Origin of the sequence: Halomonas koreensis, from assembly GCF_031451675.1 — a bacterium.
GTDB classification, from domain to species: domain Bacteria; phylum Pseudomonadota; class Gammaproteobacteria; order Pseudomonadales; family Halomonadaceae; genus Halomonas; species Halomonas koreensis.
The window spans coordinates 219,106-241,651 of the sequence record NZ_JARWAK010000004.1 but is presented as its reverse complement, the minus strand read 5'-3'; the positions used below and the strand labels follow the sequence as shown (position 1 = coordinate 241,651).

Here is a 22,546-nt window from a genome sequence, read left to right as displayed (position 1 = left end):
ATCACCAGTGAGGGAAAGTCGATGACGCGCAAACAACGCGCCCTGGGACGCGGCCTGGATGCCCTGATCGGCGCCGGCGCCCGGCGTCGCGAAAGCCTGGACCTGCCGGAGCTCGACGGCGACCCGGAGGCCCCCGAGGTCAACGGCGCCGCCCCGGCGCCGTGTCCCGAGGAGCGCCTGGAACGGCTCCCGCTGGGCCAGCTGAGCCGCGGCCGCTACCAGCCGCGCCGCGACATCCAGCCCGAGGCGCTGGAGGAACTGGCCGACTCGATCCGCGCCCAGGGGGTGATGCAGCCCATCGTGGTGCGGCCCACCGGCGAGCAGCGCTACGAGATCATCGCCGGCGAGCGCCGCTGGCGGGCCGCCCAGCTCGCCGAGCTGGACGTCATCCCGGCGGTGGTCCGCGAGGTCTCCGACGAGGCGGCCCTGGCCCTGGCGCTGATCGAGAACATCCAGCGCGAGAACCTCAACCCCATCGAGGAGGCCCTGGCGCTCAAGCGCCTGCTCGACGAGTTCGAGCTGACCCAGCAGCAGGCCGCCGATGCGGTGGGCCGCTCCCGAGCCCAGGTGGCCAACCTGCTGCGCCTGCTGGCCCTGGACCCCGAAGTCCAGACCCTGCTCGAGCGCGGCGACCTGGACATGGGCCATGCCCGGGCCCTGCTGGCGCTGTCCGGCCCCAAGCAGCGCCAGGCCGCCCACGAGGTGGTCAACAAGGACCTCACCGTCCGCGCCACCGAGGCGCTGGTCAAGCGGCTCACCCAGGGCGAGGCGAAGCCGGCCGAGGCCCCGTCGCAGAGCCCCGACGTGGCGCGGCTGGAGTCCCGCCTGGCCGAGCTGCTCGGGGCCCCGGTGAAGATCCAGCACGGTCGCGGCGGCAAGGGGCGGGTGACCATCCGCTATGCCAGCCTCGACGAGCTCGACGGCATCCTCGAGCACATCCGTTGAAAGGGCGATGGCGTTTAGCTTGCTAAACGGTTAACCGGATTTTTCTCGCCTTTTCGTCGTAAGCTGGCGTGATATCGCGCGAAATCGCCTCGCGATCGGTTGAAGCCTTCGAGGGGCTTCCCTATAATCGCGCCGGACCCGCCGTTGGGTTGACGGGCGGCGGTCCTTGAAGGCGATCGGGACGCCGGATGGCGGCACACTGCACGGAGACTCCATGGCAGCCAGGATCAAGCGTCCCAGCGTTCGACGACTGCTGCTGGTGCAACTCGCCGCGGTGTGTCTGATGACCCTCCTCGCCGGTGGGTCGGGAGGTGGTCCTTCGGCGCTGTCGGCATGGCTCGGCGGCATGGTGGCCTTCCTGCCCAATGCCTTCTTCGCCTGGCGAGTCTTCCGCCATCAGGGAGCTCGACATACCAGGAACATCGTCAACGGCTTCTACCGCGCGGAAGCCGGGAAGTTCGGTTTGACGGCGGCTCTGTTCACCCTGGTGTTCATTGCAGTGCCTCCCTCAAACCCCGCTTTCTTCTTTGGCGCTTACGTGGTGACGCTGTTCGTCCACTGGCTGGGGCCCTGGCTGCTGCGGCGACCGTCACACACCTGATATCGAGGCAGATCATGGCAGGCAACAACCCGACTCCCACGGAGTATATCCAGCACCATCTGCAGAACCTGACCTTCGGCAACCACCCGGAGCACGGCTGGACCATCGCCCATTCGGCCGAGGAAGCCTCCGAGATGGGCTTCTGGGCGCTGCACCTGGACACCCTGGGGTGGTCCATCGGCCTGGGCCTGGTGTTCGTGCTGCTGTTCCGCAAGGTGGCCCTCAAGGCCACCACCGGCGTGCCCACCGGCCTGCAGAACTTCGTCGAGCTGATGGTGGAGTTCGTGGACAACTCCGTGAAGGATACGTTCCACGGCAAGAGCAAGCTGATCGCGCCGCTGTCGCTGACCATCTTCTGCTGGGTCTTCCTGATGAACCTGATGGACCTGGTGCCGGTGGACTTCCTGCCGATGCTGGCCCAGAAGGTCGGCGCCATGTTCGGCGCGGACCCGGCCCACGTCTACTTCAAGGTGGTGCCGACCACCGACGTCAATGCCACCCTGGGCATGGCGCTGTCGGTCTTCGCCCTGATCCTGTTCTACACCATCCGCGAGAAGGGCTTCACCGGTTTCATCGGCGAGCTGACCCTGCATCCGTTCAACTCGCCGAACAAGCTGGTCCAGGCGCTGTTCGTGCCGGTCAACTTCCTGCTCGAGGCGGTGACCCTGCTGGCCAAGCCGATCTCGCTCGCCCTGCGTCTGTTCGGCAACCTCTACGCCGGCGAGCTGATCTTCATCCTGATCGCCATGATCGGGCTCTGGCAGCTGCCGCTGCACTTCACCTGGGCGGTGTTCCACATCCTGGTCATCACCCTGCAGGCCTTCATCTTCATGATGCTGACCATCGTCTATCTGAGCATGGCGGTGGAGAAGCACTGACGCTTCACCCTTAACCCTTACCACTCACCCTTAACCATCAACCTCTAAACCTAACTGGAGAGAACCACCATGGAAGCACAAGTTCTGGGTCTGACCGCCATCGCCGTGTCCCTGCTGATCGGCCTGGGCGCCCTGGGTACCGCCATCGGCTTCGGTATCCTGGGTGGCAAGTTCCTGGAAGGCGCCGCTCGCCAGCCGGAGATGATCCCGATGCTGCAGGTGAAGATGTTCATCGTCGCCGGCCTGCTGGACGCCGTGACCATGATCGGTGTGGGTATCGCGCTGTTCTTCACCTTCGCCAACCCGTTTGTCGGTTAACTCGCCGCGGTCGCAAGACCCGACGAGCCCTTAACCCCAAACACGTGACGCGAGAGGTGCTGGCGTGAACCTGAACCTTACCCTGATCGGCCAGGCTATCGCCTTTGCGTTCTTCGTCTGGTTCTGCATGCGGTTTGTATGGCCCCCGGTCATGCAGGCCCTGCAGGATCGCCAGAAGAAGATCGCCGACGGCCTGGACGCTGCCAGCCGTGCTTCACGCGATCTCGAACTGGCCGAACAGCAGGCCAACGAGACGCTGCGCGAGAGCAAGGAGCAGGCGGCCGAAATCCTGGAGCAGGCCCACAAGCGGTCCAACCAGATGATCGACGAGGCACGTGACCAGGCCCGCCAGGAAGGCGAGCGCATGATCACCCAGGCCAAGTCCGAGATTGAGCAGGAAGTGAACCGGGCGAAGGAGGAGCTGCGCGAGCAGGTATCGCGGCTCGCCGTCGTGGGCGCGGAGCGGATCCTGGAGTCCTCCATCGACGAGAAGCGGCACGCAGAGCTCGTTGACAATCTCGCCAAAGAGCTTTGAGGAGGTGACCCATGGCGGAACTGTCTACCGTCGCTCGCCCCTACGCTAAGGCGGCGTTCGAATTCGCCGCTGAACGCCAGGCGCTCGAGGACTGGTCCGGCATGCTCACCACCGTGGCGCGTGTCGTCGAGGACGACGACATGCGCCGTCGAGTGCTGGGCAATCCGCGGCTTTCCGGCGCACAGAAGGTGGACGCCCTGGTCGAGATCTGCGGCGACGCCGTGACCGACGAGGTCGCCAACTTCGTGCGCCAGGTCGGCCGGAAGAACCGGCTGACGGCCCTGCCGGCGATCGCCGAGCAGTTCGAGCTGCTCAAGGCTCAGCAGGAGAAGCGCATGGAGGTCGATATCGTCTCCGCCTTCCCGCTGGACGACGCGCAGCAGGACAAGCTCGCGAGTGCGCTGGCCAAGCGTCTGAACCGCGAAATCTCCATTACCACTCAGGTGGATGCAAGCCTCCTGGGGGGCGTGATCCTGCGCACCGGCGACACCGTCATCGACGGCTCGGTGCGTGGTCGACTGAACCGCCTCCACGAGGCCCTTTCCGCCTGAGTCTGAGGGACATGGCATGCAGCAACTGAATCCTTCCGAGATCAGCGACATCATCAAGCAGCGCATCGAGAAGCTGGATGTCGCATCCGAAGCCCGCAACCAGGGCACCATCGTCAGCGTGTCTGACGGCATCGTGCAGATCCACGGTCTCACCGACGCGATGTTCGGTGAGATGATCGAGTTCCCCGGCGGCATCTACGGCATGACGCTGAACCTCGAGCGCGACAACGTCGGCGCCGTGGTGCTGGGCGACTACCTGCAGCTCGAAGAGGGCATGACCGCCCAGTGCACCGGGCGCATCCTCGAGGTGCCGGTGGGCCCCGAGCTGCGCGGCCGCGTGGTCGACGCCCTGGGCAACCCGATCGACGGCAAGGGCGACCTGGGCGCCAAGCAGACCGACGCGGTGGAGAAGGTCGCCCCCGGCGTCATCACCCGTCAGTCCGTGGACCAGCCGATCCAGACCGGCTTCAAGTCCATCGACGCCATGGTGCCGATCGGCCGCGGCCAGCGCGAGCTGATCATCGGCGACCGCCAGATCGGCAAGACCGCCATCGCGGTCGACGCCATCATCAACCAGAAGGGGACCGGCGTCACCTGCGTCTACGTGGCCATCGGTCAGAAGCAGTCGACCATCGCCAATGTGGTGCGCAAGCTGGAAGAGCACGGCGCCATGGAGCACACCATCGTGGTCGCCGCCGGCGCCGCCGATCCGGCCCCGATGCAGTTCCTGGCCGCCTACTCCGGCTGCACCATGGGCGAGTACTTCCGCGATCGCGGCGAAGACGCCATGATCGTCTATGACGACCTCTCCAAGCAGGCCGTGGCCTATCGCCAGGTCTCCCTGCTGCTGCGTCGTCCGCCGGGCCGCGAGGCCTTCCCGGGCGACGTCTTCTACCTCCACTCTCGCCTGCTCGAGCGCGCCGCCCGCGTGAACGCCGACTACGTCGAGAAGTTCACCGACGGCGAGGTCAAGGGCAAGACCGGCTCGCTGACCGCGCTGCCGATCATCGAGACCCAGGGTGGCGACGTCTCCGCCTTCGTTCCGACCAACGTGATCTCGATCACCGACGGTCAGATCTTCCTCGAGACCGACCTGTTCAACTCGGGCATCCGCCCGGCGATCAACGCCGGCCTCTCGGTGTCCCGCGTCGGTGGCTCGGCCCAGACCAAGATCATCAAGAAGCTCGGCGGCAGCGTGCGCCTGGCCCTGGCCCAGTACCGCGAGCTGGCGGCCTTCGCCCAGTTCGCCTCCGACCTGGACGAGGCCACCCGCAAGCAGCTGGAGCACGGTCAGCGCGTCACCGAGCTGATGAAGCAGGCTCAGTACTCGCCGATGTCCGTGGCCGAGATGGCCGTCTCCCTGTACGCCGCCAACGAGGGCTACCTGGAAGACGTCGAGGTCAAGAAGGTGCTGGACTTCGAGCGCGCCCTGCAGGACTTCATGAAGTCCGAGTACGCCGAGCTGCTCGACAAGATCAACCAGACCGGCGACTACAGCGACGAGATCAAGGAAGGCCTCAAGGCCGGTCTCGACAAGTTCAAGGCCACTCAGAGCTGGTAATCCCGCCGGCCCGCCCTCCGGGGCGGGCCCTGGAGCATTCTGAGTGCCACGAACGGAGTAGATCGCTATGGCAGCTGCAAAAGAGATACGCACCCAGATCGGGAGCATCAAGAACACGCAGAAGATCACCAGTGCCATGGAGATGGTCGCTGCGTCGAAGATGCGCAAGGCGCAGGACCGGATGAGGGCCAGCCACCCCTACGCCAAGCAGATCCGCAAGGTCGTGGGCCACATCGCCGATGCCAACCCGGAGTACAAGCATCCGTGGATGGAGGAGCGCGAGGTCAAGCGGGTCGGCTACATCGTGGTGTCCAGTGATCGCGGCCTGTGCGGCGGCCTGAACGTCAACATGTTCAAGGCCATCGTCAAGGACGCCCAGGCCTGGCGCGACAACGGCGCCGAGCTGGATTTCTGCGCCCTGGGCAGCAAGGCCACCACCTTCTTCCGCAAGTATGGCGGCAGCCTGGTCGCGGCCAAGAGCGGCCTCGGCGAGGCCCCCAAGGCCGACGACCTGATCGGCAGCGTGAAGGTGATGCTGGATGCCTACGACGAGGGCAAGCTGGACCGCCTGTACGTGGTGTTCAACGAGTTCGTCAACACCATGACCCAGAAGCCGGTGGTCCGTCAGCTGCTGCCCCTGTCGCCCGAGATGGGTGCCGAGTCGCAGAGCGAAGAAGACAAGCGTCCCGGAAGCTGGGACTACCTGTATGAGCCGGATGCCAAGGAGCTGTTGGATAGCCTGCTCGTGCGTTTCGTCGAGGCGCAGGTCTATCAGGCGGTGGTCGAGAACGTGGCCTGCGAACAGGCCGCGCGGATGATCGCCATGAAGAGCGCCACCGACAATGCCGGCAATCTGATCGACGACCTGGAGCTGGTGTACAACAAGGCCCGTCAGGCGGCCATCACCCAGGAAATCTCCGAGATCGTCGGTGGCGCCGCCGCCGTATAGCGCCGAGGGAGGGCATCGCCCTCCCGGCAACCGGGTTTCATTTGCAGGTATTTGAGAGGAACCAAGATGAGCGGACGTATCGTACAAATCATCGGCGCGGTGATTGACGTAGAGTTTCCGCGGGACGACGTGCCCAAGGTCTACGACGCGCTGAAGGTCTCCGACAAGGAGACCATCCTGGAAGTCCAGCAGCAGCTGGGCGACGGCGTGGTGCGCTCCATCGCCATGGGCTCCACCGAGGGCCTGAAGCGTGGCATGGAGGTCACCAACACCGGAGCGGCCATCTCCGTGCCGGTCGGCAAGGAGACCCTGGGACGCATCATGAACGTCCTGGGCGAGCCGATCGACGAGGCCGGCGAGATCGGCGAAGAAGAGCGCATGCCGATCCACCGCAAGGCACCGGGCTACGCCGATCAGGCGGCAGCCGAGGAGCTGCTGGAGACCGGCATCAAGGTCATCGACCTGGTGTGCCCCTTCGCCAAGGGCGGCAAGGTCGGCCTGTTCGGCGGCGCCGGCGTCGGCAAGACCGTCAACATGATGGAGCTGATCCGCAACATCGCCACCGAGCACAGCGGTTACTCCGTGTTCGCCGGTGTCGGCGAGCGGACCCGCGAGGGCAACGACTTCTACCACGAGATGCAGGAGTCCAACGTCCTCGACAAGGTGTCGCTGGTTTACGGCCAGATGAACGAGCCGCCCGGCAACCGCCTGCGCGTGGCCCTGACCGGCCTGACCATCGCCGAGAAGTTCCGCGATGAAGGCCGCGACGTGCTGCTGTTCGTCGACAACATCTACCGCTACACCCTGGCCGGTACCGAGGTGTCCGCACTGCTGGGCCGCATGCCCTCCGCGGTGGGCTACCAGCCGACCCTGGCCGAGGAGATGGGCGTCCTGCAGGAGCGCATCACCTCCACCAAGACCGGCTCCATCACCTCCGTGCAGGCGGTGTACGTGCCCGCGGACGACCTGACCGACCCGTCCCCGGCCACCACCTTCTCGCACCTGGACGCGACCGTGGTACTGGCGCGCTCCATCGCCGAGCTGGGCATCTACCCGGCCATCGACCCGCTGGACTCCACCTCCCGTCAGCTGGATCCGCTGGTCATCGGCGACGAGCACTACAACGTCGCCCGCGGCGTGCAGGGCGTGCTGCAGCGCTACAAGGAGCTCAAGGACATCATCGCCATCCTGGGCATGGACGAGCTGTCCGACGAGGACAAGCTGACCGTGGCCCGGGCGCGTAAGATCCAGCGCTTCCTGTCGCAGCCGTTCTTCGTCGCCGAGGTGTTCACCGGCGCCCCCGGCAAGTACGTGTCCCTCAAGGAAACCATCCGTGGCTTCCAGGGCATCCTGGATGGCGAATATGACGAGCTGCCGGAGCAGGCCTTCTACATGGTCGGCACCATCGACGAGGCCGTCGAGAAAGCCAACCAGATGAAGTAATCCCTCCACCTGGGAGACGTCATCATGACGAAAACCTTCAAGTGCGAGATCGTCAGCGCCGAGGCGTCGATCTTCTCCGGCGATGCCGAGCAGGTCGTGGCGGCCGGTCGCGTGGGGGATCTCGGGGTGCTGGCCGGCCACACGCCGCTGCTAACCGAGCTGGCCCCCGGCCCGGTGCGCATCGTCCGGGGCGGAGGTGAAGAGGATCACTTCTATGTCTCGGGCGGTTTCCTCGAGGTCCAGCCCGAGGTGGTCACCGTGCTCGCCGACACCGCCGTGCGCGCCGACGACCTGGACGAGGCCGCCGCCGAGGAGGCTCGCCAGCAGGCCCTCAAGGCCATGCAGGACAAGTCCGCCGAGATGGACTACACCCGTGCCACGGCCGAGCTGGCCGAGGCCATGGCCCAGCTGCGGACCATCCAGCAGCTGCGGCGCAAGGCGGGCCACAGCTGACGCTCGACCCGCCCTGTGCGATGATGGCGCCCCCCGGCCTGCTGGTCGGGGGGCGCCTTCGTTCGCGCCGGCACCGGGAGGACCCCCATGCCCCTCGATGACACCCTGACCCGCCATCGGGACGCCCTGCTCGACGCCCTCGAGGCGGACGACCGCCCGCGCCTGGACGCCCAGCTGCCGGAGCTGCGCTCCGCGGACATCGCCGAGATCCTCCAGGACCTGATCGGCGACGAGGACCTGCTGCGCGCCCGCGCCCTGCTGGAGTGCCTGCCCCTGGAGCGCCGGGCCAGCGTGATCGGCCATCTGCACGGCGAGGAGCAGCTCAGCATCACCGAGACCATGGGCGATGACGTCCTGCAGGCGGTGCTCGAGGAGATGGGCGCCGACGAGCGCGCCGACCTCTTCAAGGTGCTCGGCGACGATCGCCGCGAGGCGCTGCTGAGGCGCATGGCCCACCGCGAGCGTGAGGAGCTCAAGCGCCTGGCCAGCTACGAGGAGGGCACCGCCGGGGCGCTGATGACCTCGGATTACGTGGCCATCCCCGCCGGCATGACGGTGTCCCGGGCGCTGATGCGGGTTCGCCAGACCGCACCGGACGCCGAGACCGTCTACCAGCTCTACGTGATCGATCCCGAGGGCCGGCTGGCCGGGACCATGTCGCTGCGTCAGTTGATCGTGGCGCGGCCCGGCGCCCGGGTCGACGACCTGATGATCCACGACGTCATCCATACCCGGGTGGACACCCCCCAGGAGGAGGTGGCCCGGGTGGTGGCCCGCTACGACCTGCTGGCCCTGCCGGTGATCGACGAGGCCAGCCGCCTGGTGGGCATCGTCACCCACGACGACGCCCTGGACGTGGTGGAGTCCGAGGCCACCGAGGATATCCACAAGGGGATGTCGATCGGGACCCTGGAGGACGGCGTCAGCCGGGTGCCGCTGTGGAGTCTGTACCGCAAGCGGGTCACCTGGCTGGTGCTGCTGGTGTTCGGCAACCTGTTGTCCGGGGCCGGCATCGCCCACTTCGAGGCGACCATCGCCGCCCAGGTGGCGCTGGTGTTCTTCCTGCCGCTGCTGATCGGCAGCGGCGGCAACGCCGGCGCCCAGGCCGCCACCCTGATGGTCCGGGGCATGGCCACCGGCGACGTCGGGGTGCGCGACTGGGGCAAGCTGCTGGGTCGCGAGCTGCTGGTGGCCGGCTCGCTGGGGCTGACCATGGCGCTGGCCGTGGCGCCGATCGGGGTGTTCCGCGGCGGCGAGGCGGTGGCCCTGGTGGTGGCGGTGAGCATGATCGCCATCGTGCTGTTCGGCAGCCTGCTGGGCATGTGCCTGCCCTTCCTGCTCGACCGGCTGGGCTGGGACCCGGCCACCGCCTCGGCGCCACTGGTCACCACCCTGATCGACGCCTCCGGGGTGCTGATCTACTTCAGCATCGCCACCCTGGTGCTGTCCGGCGGCTGAACGGGCGGACAGGCAGGTCCCGGCCGTGTATCCTCTGCCTCCGACCGATACTCGCCCCGACAGAGCGCCCCATGGATTGGCTACAGATCGTCCTGCTTTCCATCGTCCAGGGACTGACCGAGTTCCTGCCGATCTCCAGCTCCGCCCACCTGATCCTGGTGCCGGTGTTCACCGACTGGCCCGACCAGGGCCTGGCCTTCGACGTGGCCCTGCACCTGGGCAGCCTGATCGCGGTGGTGCTGTACTTTCGCCAGGAGCTGGTGGCCATGGCGGGCAGCTGGTGCCGCAGCGTCGCCGGGCGCGGCACCGACGCCGACGCCCGCCTGGCCTGGTGGGTGATCCTGGCGACCATCCCGGTGGGGCTGGCGGGCCTGGCCTTCAAGGACACCATCGAGGCGGTGATGCGCGCGCCGCTAGTCCTGGCCGGGGGCCTGATCGTCTTCGCCCTGGTGCTGGGCTATGCCGACTGGCGGCATCGCGGCAGCCGCAGCGAATACCGCATGACCTGGCGCGATGCCCTATGGATCGGCCTGGCCCAGGCCCTGGCGCTGATTCCCGGCACCTCGCGCTCGGGCATCACCATGACCGCGGCGCTGATGCTGGGCCTCAACCGCGAGGCCGCGGCGCGCTTCTCCTTCCTGCTGTCGATCCCGGTGATCGTGCTGGCCGGCGGGCTGGAGACGCTGGAACTCGCGGAGGTCGCCGCGCCGGTGGCCTGGGGCGACCTGGCCGCCGGGACGTTGTTCTCCGGTCTCAGCGCCTACCTGTGCATCCATTTCTTCCTGGCCTTCATCCGGCGGATCGGCATGCAGCCCTTCGTGGTCTATCGGCTGATCCTGGGAGTTGCCCTGATCTGGCTATTCGGTTGAGGAAGCACTGATTTATTGCTGCGCTCGACGACCCATAGGGAGCTGGGAAGTGCGCAGGTTCGTCGGTAACGAACCTAGCCATCCTCCGGATGTTTGTCGCTTCGCTCGGTTCTGCGCTCCGGCGGCAACCAGGCTAGGCGTCCCCGCCTCTCGTCGTTCGCGACATGAATCAGCACATCCTTCGGTCGTTTTTTTTGGAGTCCCGTCATGTCCCTCCCTAGCCTTCGCCTTGCCTTCCTGACGCTGCTGCTGGTCGCCCTGCTGGCCGGCTGCTCGGAGCGGACCCTGGAGCCCCCGGTCACCCTGGAGGGCGATATCTTCGGCACCTTCTACCAGGTGACCATCGCCGAGCCGATCACCGCCGAGCGCCGCGATGCCCTGGAGGAAGGCATCCTCGCCGAGCTCGAGAGCGTGGATGCCTCCATGTCCACCTATCGCGACGACGCCGAGCTGGTGGCCTTCAATCATGCCCCGGTGGGCGAGTGGCAGCGGCTCTCCGCGCCGCTCGTCGAGGTGCTGGCCATCGCCCGCTCGGTGGCCGAGGCCAGCGACGGGGCCTTCGACGTGACCGTGGGCGGGCTGGTCAACCTGTGGAGCTTCGGCCCCGAGGCGCGCCCGAGGGAGGTACCGGAGGATGCCCTGATCGAGGCGCGGCTCGCCGAGGTGGGCATGGACACCCTGGAGCTCGACGTCGAGGCGCGGCGGGCGCGGCGCCTGAAGGACGTCTTCGTCGACCTCTCGGGGGTGGCCAAGGGGCATGCCACCGACCGGGTGGCCGACTACCTGGCCGAGCAGGGTCTCGAGCACTACCTGGTCAACCTGGGCGGCGAGCTCGAGGTCGCCGGCTTCCGCGACGGCGAGGCCGAACCCTGGCGCGTCGGCGTCGAGATTCCCCGCGACGGCCGCCCCCAGGCCAAGTACGTGCTGCCGCTGGAGGCGACCTCGGTGGCCACCTCCGGCGACTACCGCAACTACTTCGAGGCGGACGGCCGCCGCTATTCGCACACCATCGATCCGCGCACCGGGCGACCGATCCGCCATCGCCTGGCCTCGGTGACGGTGGTCGATCCCTCCAATGCCCGGGCCGACGCCTGGGCCACCGCCCTGTCGGTGCTCGGCGAGCGGGAAGGCATGGCCGCGGCCCGGGAGCAGGGCCTGGCCGTGCTGATGCTGGTGCGCCGGGGCGACGGCTGGCAGAGCCTGGCCAGTCCGGCCTTCGCCGCGCGCTTCGGCCGCGACACCCTCGCGGAGATGGGCGTCGAGGTGGTCGACGCGCCGCTGGCCGCCGCCCGGGGAAACACCGACGTGGATGCCGGCCCCTCGGACGCACTAGAATGAGCCGATTCAACGGTTGACCGACAAGGAGTCACGATGAGCCTCGATGTGGTGATACTGGCGGCCGGGCAGGGCACCCGGATGCGTTCGGCCCTGCCCAAGGTGCTGCACCGCCTGGCCGGAAAGCCCATGCTGCGTCACGTGATCGATACCGCCGCCGGCCTCGAGGCCGAGCGCACCCATGTGGTGGTGGGTCATGGCGCCGAGCGGGTCCGCGAGGCGCTGGCCGACCGCCCGATACGCTTCGCCCTGCAGGCCGAGCAGAAGGGCACCGGCCATGCCGTGGCCCAGACCCTGGAGGCCCTCGGCGAGGGCAAGGTGCTGGTGCTCTACGGCGACGTGCCGCTGATCCGCCGCGAGACCCTGCGCGACCTGCTGGCGCGGGTCGACGAGCACCACCTGGGCCTGCTCACCGTGACCCTGGACGATCCCACCGGCTATGGCCGCATCCTGCGCGACGAGGCCGGCGAGCCGGTGGCCATCGTCGAGCACAAGGATGCCTCCGAGGCCGAGCGCGCGGTGCGCGAGTGCAACACCGGCATCATGGCGATGACCGCCGCCCAGCTGCGTCGCTGGCTGCCGCAGCTCTCCGACGACAACGCCCAGGGGGAGTACTACCTCACCGACGTCATCGCCATGGCCGCCGCCGAGGGCGTGCGCGTCGCCACCGCCCAGCCGGCACGCCCCCTGGAGGTCGAGGGCGTCAACAACCGGGCACAGATGGCGCGCCTCGAGCGCGCCCACCAGCACGACATCGCCGAGGCGCTGATGGCCGAAGGCGTGGCGCTGGCCGACCCCGCGCGCCTCGACGTGCGCGGCACCCTGACCTGCGGCCATGACGTGGAGATCGACGTGGGCTGCGTCTTCGAGGGCGACGTCGAGCTGGGCGAGGGCGTGCGCATCGGCCCCCACTGCGTGATCCGCGACAGCCATGTCGGCGCCGAGACGCTGATCGAGCCCCACAGCGTGATCGAGGGGGCGGTGGTCGCCGGCCACAACCGCATCGGGCCCTTCGCCCGGCTGCGGCCCGGCTCGCGCCTGGCGGTGGGCGCCAGGGTCGGCAACTTCGTCGAGACCAAGAACGCCGAGGTCGGCGAGGGCAGCAAGATCAACCACCTGAGCTATGTGGGCGACGCCCGCCTGGGACGCGGGGTCAACGTCGGGGCGGGTACCATCACCTGCAACTACGACGGCGCCAACAAGCATCGCACCGAGATCGCCGATGGCGCCTTCATCGGCTCCAACACCGCCCTGGTGGCGCCGATCAGCGTGGGCAAGGACGCCACCGTGGGGGCCGGCTCTACCCTGACTCGGGACGTGGCGGACAACAGCCTGACGGTCAGCCGGGGCCGTCTGATCAGCAAGGAAGACTGGCAGCGGCCGGTCAAGAAAGACGAGCTCTGAGGAGAGAACCATGTGTGGCATCGTCGGCGCCGTCGCCCAGCGCAACGTCCAGGGCATCCTGCTCGAGGGGCTCAAGCGGCTCGAGTACCGCGGCTATGACTCGGCCGGCATGGCCGTGCTCGATGTCGAGGGCCGCCTGTCGCGGCGCCGGGCCCTGGGCAAGGTGGCCGCCCTGGAGGAGCGCCTCACCGCCGCCCCCCTGGCCGGCCGCTGCGGCATCGCCCATACCCGCTGGGCGACCCACGGCAAGCCCAGCGAGGCCAATGCCCATCCGCACCAGTCCGGGGAACGCCTGGCCCTGGTGCACAACGGCATCATCGAGAATCACGAGGCGCTGAGAAGCGAGCTCGAGGCCGAGGGTTACGCCTTCGCCTCCGAGACCGACACCGAGGTGATGGCTCACCTGCTCGACCGCGAGGCCCGCCAGGGCGACCTGCTGGCGGCGGTGCAGCGGGTGCTGGCGCGCCTCGACGGGGCCTATGCCCTGGGCGTGGTGCGCGCCGACGAGCCGGACGTGGTGATCGGCGCCCGCCAGGGCAGCCCGCTGGTGGTCGGCGTGGGCATCGAGGAGGCCTTCCTGGCCTCCGATCCCCTGGCGCTGCTGCAGGTCACCGACCGCTTCATCTACCTGGAGGAGGGCGACGTGGTGCGCCTCTCCGCCGGCGGCGGGATCGAGGTGTTCGATGCCGCGGGGACGCGGGTGGAGCGTCCCGTGCAGACCTTCGAGCATGGCGACGGCGCCGCCAGCAAGGGCGACTATCGGCATTTCATGCTCAAGGAGATCCACGAGCAACCGGCGGTGATCGCCGCGGCCCTGGAGGGCCGGCTCGGCGAGCGCAGCGTGCTGATCGAGAGTTTCGGCCCCGACGCCGAGTCGCTGTTCGGCGAGGTGCGCCAGATCCACCTGGTGGCCTGCGGCACCAGCTACCACGCCGGCATGGTGGCTCGCTACTGGCTAGAGCGCTATGCCGGGGTGCCGGTGCAGGTGGAGGTGGCCTCGGAGTACCGCTATCGCCGGGTGGTGGTGCCCGAGGGAACCCTGCTGGTCACCCTCTCGCAGTCCGGCGAGACGGCCGACACCCTGGCGGCGCTGCGCTTCGCCAAGGGGCTCGGCTACCTGGGCAGCCTGGCGATCTGCAACGTGCCCGGCAGCTCCCTGGTCCGGGAGTCCGACCTGACGCTGATGACCCAGGCCGGCCCCGAGATCGGCGTCGCCTCCACCAAGGCCTTCACCAGCCAGCTCGCCGCCCTGATGCTCTTCACCCTGGCGCTGGGGCGGGTGCGCGGTGCGCACGCCGACGAGCAGGCGACCCTGGTCGAGGCGCTGCGCCGCCTGCCCCACCAGGTGGCCGAGGTGCTGGCGCTGGATCCCGCCATCGAGGCGCTGTCCGCGGCTTTCGCCGAGAAGCACCATGCCCTCTTCCTGGGGCGCGGACCGCACTTTCCCGTCGCCCTGGAGGGGGCCCTCAAGCTCAAGGAGATCTCCTACATCCACGCCGAGGCCTATCCCGCCGGCGAGCTCAAGCACGGCCCCCTGGCGCTGGTCGACGGCGATATGCCGGTGGTGGCGGTGGCGCCCAACGATGCCCTGCTCGACAAGCTCAAGTCCAACCTCCAGGAAGTCCGGGCCCGGGGCGGCGAACTGTTCGTCTTCGCCGACGAGCGGGTGGCCCTGGAGGACGGCGAGGGTATCCGGGTGCTGCGCCTGCCCCACGTCGAGGATGCCCTGGCGCCGCTGCTCTATACCCTGCCGCTGCAACTGCTGGCCTACCACGTGGCGGTGCTCAAGGGCACCGACGTGGATCAGCCGCGCAACCTGGCCAAGTCCGTGACCGTGGAATGAGCGCCAGCGCCGCGGCGTCGCGGGACGCGACGCCGCGCCTTCACCTGGGCCTGCCGATGTGGGCCAACCCCGACTGGCGGGGCGGGCTCTATCCGCCCCATGGCGGCGGGGAGGGCCACCTGGGCGACTATGCCCGGGTCTTCTCCGCGGTGGAGGGCAATACCACCTTCTACAGCGGCGCGCCCCGGCCCGAGACGGTGGCGGCCTGGGCCAGGCAGGCGCCGTCCGGCTTCCGCTTCTGCTTCAAGCTTCCCGCCGCGCTCACCCACGATCGGCGCCTGGCCGGGATCGAGGACGATCTGGACGCTTTCCTGGCGGCCCTGGCGCCGCTGCACGATCGACTGGGGCCGATGATGGTCCAGCTGCCCCGGGATTTCGGCGCCGCCGAGCTGGTGCGTCTCGAGGCGCTGCTGTCGCGCTGGCCGGGGTGGCTGCCCTGTGCCGTGGAGGTGCGCCATAGCGAGTTTTTCCACAAGGGGAGCGCCGAGGCGGCCCTCAACCGATTGTTGATAACTCATGGCGCGAACCGGGTGATGCTCGACGTCCGCCCGCTGTTCTCCACCCCGGCCGGCGGCCATCCGGGCCTGCGGCAGGCTCAGCACGAGAAGCCGAAACGCCCGCTGCACGTGCTTTCCACGGGGAGCTTTCCCGTCATCCGTTTCATCGGGCATGTTGACGAGGCGACCAATATCCGCTATTTCGCGCCCTGGATCGAGCGCCTCGCCCTGTGGATAAAACAGGGGAAAACCCCTTGCCTCTTTGTGCACACCGCCGACAACCGCCGCGCCCCCGAGCTGGCGCGCCGACTCCATGCGGCCGTCGCCGAGCGAGCCGGGCTGCCCGCCCTGCCGGCCTTTCCCGGCGAATGCCAGGCCGCGCTGTTCTGATCGACGTCAGACGCCGCGGTGGTTTTCCCGCCATGGCTGGCCACCAAGCGTATGATCGGATATTTTTACGGCTTGATCGTCACTTGCCATGGAATATTGTGGAGTTGATCGTTTATCCCGCGTGATTCCCATGATATTCCTCCCGAGGTTCCCGCCCTGGCGGCGGGAGCGTAGCTTCGGCAGCGATCCTGCTTGGCATGCGTTATGCCCTTGAATACGGGGTTCCGCGATCCGGCCCCCGTGGACGTGGCGACTACAATCACAACGCCGTCATCGCATCCGATCGATCGGTGACGACACGCTTTATCAAGGTGAAACATGTCGAAATCTACCCATGCACAGTGGTCATCCCGACTGACCTTCATCCTCGCGGCCACCGGGTCCGCGGTCGGTCTGGGCAATATCTGGAAGTTTCCCTACATGGTGGGTGACAGCGGCGGCGCGGCCTTCGTGCTGGTCTACCTGCTGTGCATCGCCCTGGTGGGCCTGCCGATCCTGATCGCCGAGTGGCTGGTCGGCCGCCGGGGGCAGAAGAACCCGGCCAACTCCATGGCCGATCTGGCCAAGGCCTCGGGGCGGACGAAGGCCTGGATGCTGGTGGGCATCAGCGGGATCCTGGGCGCCTTCCTGATCCTTTCCTTCTACAGCGTGATCGGCGGCTGGTCGCTCTACTACACCCTGGGCTCCGTGACCGGCGGCTTCACCGGTCAGGACGCCGACGGCATCGGCGGCCTGTTCAGCGACATGCTGGGCAATCCCGGCCTGCTGCTGGCCGGCCACTCGGTGTTCATGCTGCTGGTCATCGGCATCGTGGCCCGGGGCGTGACCAAGGGTCTGGAGGGCGCCGTGCGCAGCCTGATGCCCGCGCTCGGCGTGTTGCTGGTGGTGCTGGTCGGCTACGGCATGACCACCGGTCACTTCGGCGAGGCGCTGAGCTTCATGTTCAACCCCGACTTCGGCGCCCTGGACGGCGGCGTGGTGCTGGCGGCCATGGGTCAGGCCTTCTTCACCCTGTCCCTGGGCATGGGCATCATGATGGCCTACGGCTCCTACCTCGGCGAGGACGTGAACCTGCTCAAGACCGCCCGCACCGTGATCATCCTGGATACCGCGGTGGCGCTGGTGGCCGGCCTGGCGATCTTCCCCATCGTCTTCGCCAACGGCCTCGACCTGAGCTCCGGCCCGGGGCTGATCTTCGTCACCCTGCCGCTGGCCTTCGGCAACATGGGCGGCGGCGTGATCCTGGGGCTGTTCTTCTTCCTGCTGCTGACCTTCGCCGCCCTGACCTCGGCCATCTCGCTGCTGGAGCCGGTGGTGGAGTTCGTCGAGGAGCGCACCCCGCTGTCGCGGGTCGGCGCGACCCTGGTGGCCGGCGCGGCGACCTGGGCGCTGGGCATCGCGGCGCTGCTGGCCTTCAACGTCTGGAGCGACGTGCTGATCTTCGGCCTGAACGTCTTCGACCTGCTGGATACCGTGACCAGCAAGTTCCTGCTGCCGCTCACCGGCCTGATGGCCGTGGTCTTCGTGGCCTGGTTCCTGGATCGCGACAGCGTGCGGCAGGAGCTCGGGCTCGGCGACACCGCCGCGACGGTGTGGACCATCGTGTCCCGCTTCGTGGCGCCGATCGGCGTGATCGCGGTCTTCGTGTCCAGCCTCTGAGCGTCCGCGTCGCCCCGGGCGACGACGCCAACGACGAGCCCCGCCGCGTGCGGGGCTCGTCGCGTCTGGCCCCGCGGCTCAGTGCATCTCCGCGTCGTCCTCGGGGAGGTCGGCGATGTCCTGGCTGAGGCGCTTGAACTCCTCGTGGAGCTCGATGCCGCGGCGCGCCCGCAGGTTGCGCTGGGCGGCGCTGCGGGTGCGCTGTTCGTGTTCGGCGACTTCCATGCTCATGAAGATGTCGAGAAGCTCGCTCTTGACGGAGGTTAACCGTTCGACATTGCGCATGATCGACTCTCCTGTCTGCAGTGAGGGTGCCGGCATCATTGACGCTGCGCGACACTGCATTTCTTACTATACCCCACTTGACAGAATGATGAATGGCGGCTCGCCAACGCCCGCGAGCCCCCGGTAGTGCCCATCGGACGCCCGCTTGGGGCATACTGGGCACCACGACCCCGATGTTCCACAAGGAGTGCCCCGTGAGCCTTGGCCTGTTCGATGAAATGAGACGCCGCATGGAGCACTTCCGCCGCTCCGAGCAGAAGGTGGCACGCTTCGTGCTGCGCAACCCCGAGGAAGTGATCCACATGCGCATCGTCGACCTGGCGACCGAGGCCAAGGTCAGCGAGCCCACGGTGGTGCGCTTCTGCCGGGCCCTGGGCTGCAACGGCTTCCAGGACTTCAAGCTCAAGCTGGCCCAGATGCTGGCCACCGGCAGCCAGTTCGCCCAGTTCTCGATGAACGACAGCGACTCGGTGGCGGAATTCTCCCACAGCATCTTCGATTCCACCGTGGGCACCCTGTTGTCGGTGCGCGACCGCCTGGACAACGAGTCGCTGAATCGCGCCATCAATGCCCTGGCGATGGCCAACCGGGTGGAGTTCTACGGCTTCGGCGCCTCGGGGGCGGTGGCCTTCGACGCCCAGCACAAGTTCTTCCGGCTGCAGATCTCCACGGCGGCCTACGCCGATCCGCACATGCAGAACATGTCGGCGGTGACCCTCAAGGAAGGCGACGTGGTGGTGGCGATCTCCCAGACTGGGCGCACCCGGGCGCTGGTGGCCAGCGTGCGCCTGGCCCGCGAGGCCGGCGCCACGGTGATCGGCCTGTGCCCCAGCGGCTCGCCGCTGGCCGAGGAGGTGACCCTGCCGCTGTACATCGATGTCCACGAGGACACCGAGATCTACACCCCGATGAGCTCGCGGATCGCCCACCTGGTGCTGGTCGACGTCCTGGCGGTGGGCGTGGCCAAGACCCGCGGGCCCAGGCTGGCCGAGCAGCTCAAGGCGGTGAAGAAGAGCCTCAATCCGCTGCGCTTTCCGGAACCGGATCCGCATTCGGAGTGAAGGCGTCCCCTGTCGCTGTGCTCTTCGGACGACGACGCAGGTGGCTGTCATCGAGGACCAGTCCATCGAGGCCGACCTCTTCGAGCTTGTTCAGGTGTGGCTGCCAGTTGGTGGTGATGCCGAGGAAGTGCAGGAAATAGGCGTGTTCACTGGTCATCCGCTGCGGCCGGTTGCGGCGTAGCGGGCGTTTTCCGGGCAGGAGCAGGGGGCTCCACGTGTTGTGCTGGGAGATCACGTCCACGCCCTCGCTCAGGCAGACGAACTTGCGTGCCGATCGACGTCGCTCGGCATAGCGCCGGGTGAAGTCGAAGTGAGTGTAGGGGGCACGCTCGGGACGCACGAAGGGCACGTTGTAGCTCTCGAAATACAGGGTGTCGCGTCCTTCCAGCTCCGTTTCCAGCTGGTCGGGATCGGCGATCAACAGCTCGTCGATGTCGAAGTTGAAGAGTCGGCCTTGTCCGGCGAACTTTCTGAGGCAGTGATTGAGGGCGCCAGGCTGGGCGAACTTGTTGTGTCGCCTGCCGGGAGGACCATAGGGAAAGTTCCAGCGAATTACGGTGGCGCGGCCTCGTAGCGCCGTCTCCAGTGCCTCGATATTGTCACTGCCGTTGTCATAGAGGATGACATCATCGATGCCGTAGTTGTGGCGGTAGAAATCGACCCAGGCAGAGATCCACTCCAGTCGATTGTTCTTGGAAATGGCGGCCAGAACCTTTCTTCCCTTGGGCAGGGCAAGCGGGGGGAGTCGATGTCGGGATACGAAGTCGCCCAGCTCGAACGAGATGTCGTTGATGGCGAGGGGAGTGATACGAGCTTCCAGCAGTGACAGCTTCTGCTCCGGGAGTTCGCGAAGCCGATAGCGCACGCGTGCCCCATTGATCCTGAGCGTCATCCTGGCGAGTGCTTTCCGTAGGTTGAGAGCAGGGGGGCCTATGGCGCGCAGACGTGAAGCCTCGGCATCGATAAAGACATCGTAGAAGAGGGTACGGTCATCGAAGAGAGCGAGCTCGCGCGACGAGACGGCATTCTTGCGATTCGGAAGCCGCCTCAACGATGAGGCGGCGGGCAGGCGTACGGCATTCAAGGCGGCGAGCTTGGCCATGGCAGAGTCCATTCTTCACTGGCACTAAGAAAAGCGGGGATCCTAAACGGCCTTGGGACGCGATGCCAGTGACGGCGAGCCGCCGGCTCTCGGCGGCGGCCCGTTATGGTAAGCTATGCGCTCATTTTTTGAGCAGCGATGCCTTCCCGCTATGGACGACGTCACGGCGATCCTCGATCACATGAACCCGGCCCAGCGCGAGGCCGTCAGCGCGCCCCAGGGCAACATGCTGGTGCTGGCCGGCGCCGGCTCGGGCAAGACCCGGGTGCTGGTGCATCGCATCGCCTGGCTGATGCAGGCCGAGGGGCTCTCGCCCTACGCCGTGCTGGCGGTGACCTTCACCAACAAGGCGGCCCGGGAGATGCGCACCCGCCTGGAGGCCCTGCTGGGCATCTCGCTGCGCCACGTCTGGGTCGGCACCTTCCACTCCATCGCCCATCGCCTGCTGCGCACCCACTGGCAGGACGCCCGCCTGCCCCAGCACTTCCAGATCATCGACGGCGACGACCAGCTTCGCCTGATAAAGCGGCTTCTCAAGGACCACGACATCGACGACGAGCGCTTCCCGCCGCGCCAGGTGCAGTCCTTCATCTCCGGCTGCAAGGAGGAGGGGCTGCGCCCGCACCAGGTGGACGCCCACGGCGACGCCTACATGCGCCAGATGGTCGAGCTCTACGAGCGCTACCAGCTGACCTGCGAGCGCGGCGGCCTGGTGGACTTCGGCGAGCTGCTGCTCAGGAGCCTGGAGCTGCTGCGCGACAATCCGGCGCTGCTGGCCCACTACCAGGAGCGCTTCGCCCATGTGCTGGTCGACGAGTTCCAGGACACCAACACCCTGCAGTACGCCTGGCTGAAGCTGCTCACCGGCATGCGCACCCCGATGACGGTGGTCGGCGACGACGACCAGTCGATCTACGGTTGGCGCGGCGCGCGGATCGAGAACATCCGCCGCTTCGAGCAGGAGTTCCCGGCCACCAGGACGGTGCGCCTGGAACAGAACTACCGCTCCACCAGCGCGATCCTCGACGCCGCCAACGCCCTGATCCGCCACAACGCCGAGCGCATGGGCAAGGAGCTGTGGACCGCCGGCGATCGCGGCGAGCCGATCTCCGTCTACGGCGGCTTCAACGACCTGGACGAGGCCCGCTACATCGTCGACACCCTGCGCGAGAAGGTCGAGGAGGGCAGCAACCGGCGCGAGATCGCCATCCTCTACCGCTCCAATGCCCAGTCCCGGGTGATCGAGGAGACCCTGATCCGCCAGGGGGTGCCCTATCGCATCTACGGTGGCCAGCGCTTCTACGAGCGCCTCGAGATCAAGAACGCCCTGGCCTACCTGCGGCTGCTGATCAACCGCGATGACGACGCCTCGCTGGAGCGGGTGATCAACGTGCCGGCCCGCGGCATCGGCACCCGCACCGTGGAGGTGCTGCGCGAGCGGGCGCGCCGAGCCGGCGTCTCGCTGTGGCAGGCCCTGCACGACGCCCAGCTCGACGGCTCCCTCAAGGGCCGCGCCGTCGGCGCGGTGCGAGCCTTCGCCGACCTGATCGAGCGGCTCGACGACCAGACCTCGGGGATGGCGCTTCACGAGATCATCGATCATGTCGTCGAGCGCTCCGGGCTGGTCGAGCACCACCGCAACGAGAAGGGCGAGAAGGGCCAGGCCCGGGTCGAGAACCTGGAGGAACTGGTCACCGCCGCCAAGGCCTTCACCCAGGGCGAGGCCCTGGAACCGGTGGAAGTCGGCGAGGGCATGGCCGCCCTGGAGGCCTTCCTCGCCGAGGCGGCGCTCAACGCCGGCGAGCACGAGGCCGACGAGTTCGAGGACTGCGTGCAGCTGATGACCCTGCACTCGGCCAAGGGCCTGGAGTTTCCGGTGGTGTTCATCGCCGGCGTGGAGGAGGGGCTCTTCCCCCACAAGATGTCGCTGGAGGAGCCCGGTCGCCTCGAGGAGGAGCGCCGGCTGTGCTACGTGGGCCTGACCCGGGCGATGCAGAAGCTCTATCTCACCCACGCCGAGCTGCGCCGGCTGCACGGCAAGGAGACCTTCCAGCGGCCGTCGCGCTTCCTGCGCGAGCTGCCCGAGGAGTTTCTCGAGGAGGTGCGGCTGCGCGGCCAGGTTTCGCGGCCGGTCACCGCCTCGCGCCCCGGGCCGCGCCAGGAGGGCGTCGACGGCGGCGCCGACCTGCCCTCGCTGTCGCTGGGCCAGCGGGTCAGCCACCCGGTGTTCGGCGAGGGGGTGATCCTCAACGCCGAGGGCGACGGGGAGCGCGCCCGGGTCCAGGTCAGCTTCGAGGGCGAGGGCGACAAGTGGCTGGTGTTGGGCTTCGCCAAGCTCACGCCGCTCTAGGATTCCCCGCGGCGGGGGCGCGATGCCCCGGTCTTCCCCCGACCTCGCTCGTCGCTTCC

At 67.7% G+C, this 22,546-nt stretch carries 21 protein-coding genes; 19 read left to right on the top strand and 2 right to left on the bottom strand.

The window, feature by feature from the left end:
* Positions 1–21: 21 nt before the first annotated feature.
* From QC818_RS07025 to QC818_RS06945, 17 genes are all read left to right on the top strand, one after another.
* On the top strand, positions 22–945 hold the full coding sequence (locus QC818_RS07025) for a ParB/RepB/Spo0J family partition protein (RefSeq protein WP_309652132.1): 924 nt from the start codon (positions 22–24) through the stop codon (positions 943–945).
* 214 nt (positions 946–1,159) lie between these two features.
* Positions 1,160–1,546: an ATP synthase subunit I gene (locus QC818_RS07020; protein WP_309652131.1), complete on the top strand. Its 387-nt coding sequence runs from the start codon at positions 1,160–1,162 to the stop codon at positions 1,544–1,546.
* Between the two features lie 14 nt (positions 1,547–1,560).
* Positions 1,561–2,424, top strand: coding sequence for a F0F1 ATP synthase subunit A (gene atpB / locus QC818_RS07015; protein ID WP_309652130.1), 864 nt, complete (start codon positions 1,561–1,563; stop codon positions 2,422–2,424).
* Between the two features lie 69 nt (positions 2,425–2,493).
* On the top strand, positions 2,494–2,742 hold the full coding sequence (gene atpE / locus QC818_RS07010; RefSeq protein WP_071943354.1) for a F0F1 ATP synthase subunit C: 249 nt from the start codon (positions 2,494–2,496) through the stop codon (positions 2,740–2,742).
* Positions 2,743–2,806: 64 nt separating this feature from the next.
* Complete coding sequence (locus tag QC818_RS07005; RefSeq protein ID WP_309652129.1) at positions 2,807–3,277, top strand: F0F1 ATP synthase subunit B; 471 nt, start codon at positions 2,807–2,809, stop codon at positions 3,275–3,277.
* A gap of 11 nt (positions 3,278–3,288) precedes the next feature.
* A complete protein-coding gene (locus tag QC818_RS07000; protein WP_309652128.1) occupies positions 3,289–3,828 on the top strand; it encodes a F0F1 ATP synthase subunit delta in 540 nt (179 codons plus the stop codon).
* Between the two features lie 16 nt (positions 3,829–3,844).
* Positions 3,845–5,389: a F0F1 ATP synthase subunit alpha gene (gene atpA, locus QC818_RS06995; RefSeq protein ID WP_309652127.1), complete on the top strand. Its 1,545-nt coding sequence runs from the start codon at positions 3,845–3,847 to the stop codon at positions 5,387–5,389.
* Between the two features lie 67 nt (positions 5,390–5,456).
* Complete coding sequence (gene atpG, locus QC818_RS06990; RefSeq protein WP_309652126.1) at positions 5,457–6,338, top strand: F0F1 ATP synthase subunit gamma; 882 nt, start codon at positions 5,457–5,459, stop codon at positions 6,336–6,338.
* Positions 6,339–6,404: 66 nt separating this feature from the next.
* On the top strand, positions 6,405–7,781 hold the full coding sequence (atpD, locus tag QC818_RS06985) for a F0F1 ATP synthase subunit beta (RefSeq protein WP_309652125.1): 1,377 nt from the start codon (positions 6,405–6,407) through the stop codon (positions 7,779–7,781).
* Between the two features lie 24 nt (positions 7,782–7,805).
* Positions 7,806–8,234: a F0F1 ATP synthase subunit epsilon gene (locus QC818_RS06980; RefSeq protein WP_309652124.1), complete on the top strand. Its 429-nt coding sequence runs from the start codon at positions 7,806–7,808 to the stop codon at positions 8,232–8,234.
* 87 nt (positions 8,235–8,321) lie between these two features.
* Positions 8,322–9,692, top strand: a complete 1,371-nt coding sequence (gene mgtE, locus QC818_RS06975) for a magnesium transporter (protein WP_309652123.1) — start codon at positions 8,322–8,324, stop codon at positions 9,690–9,692.
* A gap of 71 nt (positions 9,693–9,763) precedes the next feature.
* Positions 9,764–10,561: an undecaprenyl-diphosphate phosphatase gene (locus tag QC818_RS06970; RefSeq protein WP_309652122.1), complete on the top strand. Its 798-nt coding sequence runs from the start codon at positions 9,764–9,766 to the stop codon at positions 10,559–10,561.
* A gap of 207 nt (positions 10,562–10,768) precedes the next feature.
* Positions 10,769–11,899 (top strand): FAD:protein FMN transferase, encoded by a 1,131-nt coding sequence (locus tag QC818_RS06965; RefSeq protein WP_309652121.1) that lies wholly within the window; start codon positions 10,769–10,771, stop codon positions 11,897–11,899.
* 33 nt (positions 11,900–11,932) lie between these two features.
* Positions 11,933–13,300 (top strand): bifunctional UDP-N-acetylglucosamine diphosphorylase/glucosamine-1-phosphate N-acetyltransferase GlmU, encoded by a 1,368-nt coding sequence (gene glmU / locus QC818_RS06960; protein ID WP_309652120.1) that lies wholly within the window; start codon positions 11,933–11,935, stop codon positions 13,298–13,300.
* A 10-nt stretch (positions 13,301–13,310) separates the two neighbouring features.
* Complete coding sequence (glmS, locus tag QC818_RS06955; RefSeq protein ID WP_309652119.1) at positions 13,311–15,143, top strand: glutamine--fructose-6-phosphate transaminase (isomerizing); 1,833 nt, start codon at positions 13,311–13,313, stop codon at positions 15,141–15,143.
* Entirely contained in the window at positions 15,140–16,030 is an 891-nt protein-coding gene (locus QC818_RS06950; protein ID WP_309652118.1) for a DUF72 domain-containing protein, read from the top strand. The genes glmS and QC818_RS06950 overlap by 4 nt, the downstream gene beginning before the upstream one ends.
* A gap of 318 nt (positions 16,031–16,348) precedes the next feature.
* The gene (locus QC818_RS06945) at positions 16,349–17,689 is read left to right on the top strand and encodes a sodium-dependent transporter (RefSeq protein ID WP_309652117.1); all 1,341 of its coding nucleotides are present in this window, start codon (positions 16,349–16,351) and stop codon (positions 17,687–17,689) included.
* Positions 17,690–17,767: 78 nt separating this feature from the next.
* Here QC818_RS06945 and QC818_RS06940 read toward each other — a convergent pair whose 3' ends face one another.
* A complete protein-coding gene (locus QC818_RS06940) occupies positions 17,768–17,974 on the bottom strand; it encodes a PA3496 family putative envelope integrity protein (protein ID WP_309652116.1) in 207 nt (68 codons plus the stop codon).
* A gap of 194 nt (positions 17,975–18,168) precedes the next feature.
* Here QC818_RS06940 and hexR point away from each other — a divergent pair, with 194 nt between their 5' ends.
* Positions 18,169–19,035 (top strand): transcriptional regulator HexR, encoded by an 867-nt coding sequence (hexR, locus tag QC818_RS06935; RefSeq protein ID WP_309652115.1) that lies wholly within the window; start codon positions 18,169–18,171, stop codon positions 19,033–19,035.
* On the opposite strand, the gene QC818_RS06930 is transcribed toward hexR, so the two are convergent.
* Positions 18,992–20,137, bottom strand: a complete 1,146-nt coding sequence (locus QC818_RS06930; protein WP_309652114.1) for a glycosyltransferase family protein — start codon at positions 20,135–20,137, stop codon at positions 18,992–18,994. The genes hexR and QC818_RS06930 overlap by 44 nt on opposite strands.
* 151 nt (positions 20,138–20,288) lie before the next feature.
* Between QC818_RS06930 and uvrD the strand changes: the two genes are divergently transcribed.
* The gene (gene uvrD / locus QC818_RS06925) at positions 20,289–22,487 is read left to right on the top strand and encodes a DNA helicase II (RefSeq protein ID WP_309652113.1); all 2,199 of its coding nucleotides are present in this window, start codon (positions 20,289–20,291) and stop codon (positions 22,485–22,487) included.
* Positions 22,488–22,546 lie beyond the last annotated feature (59 nt).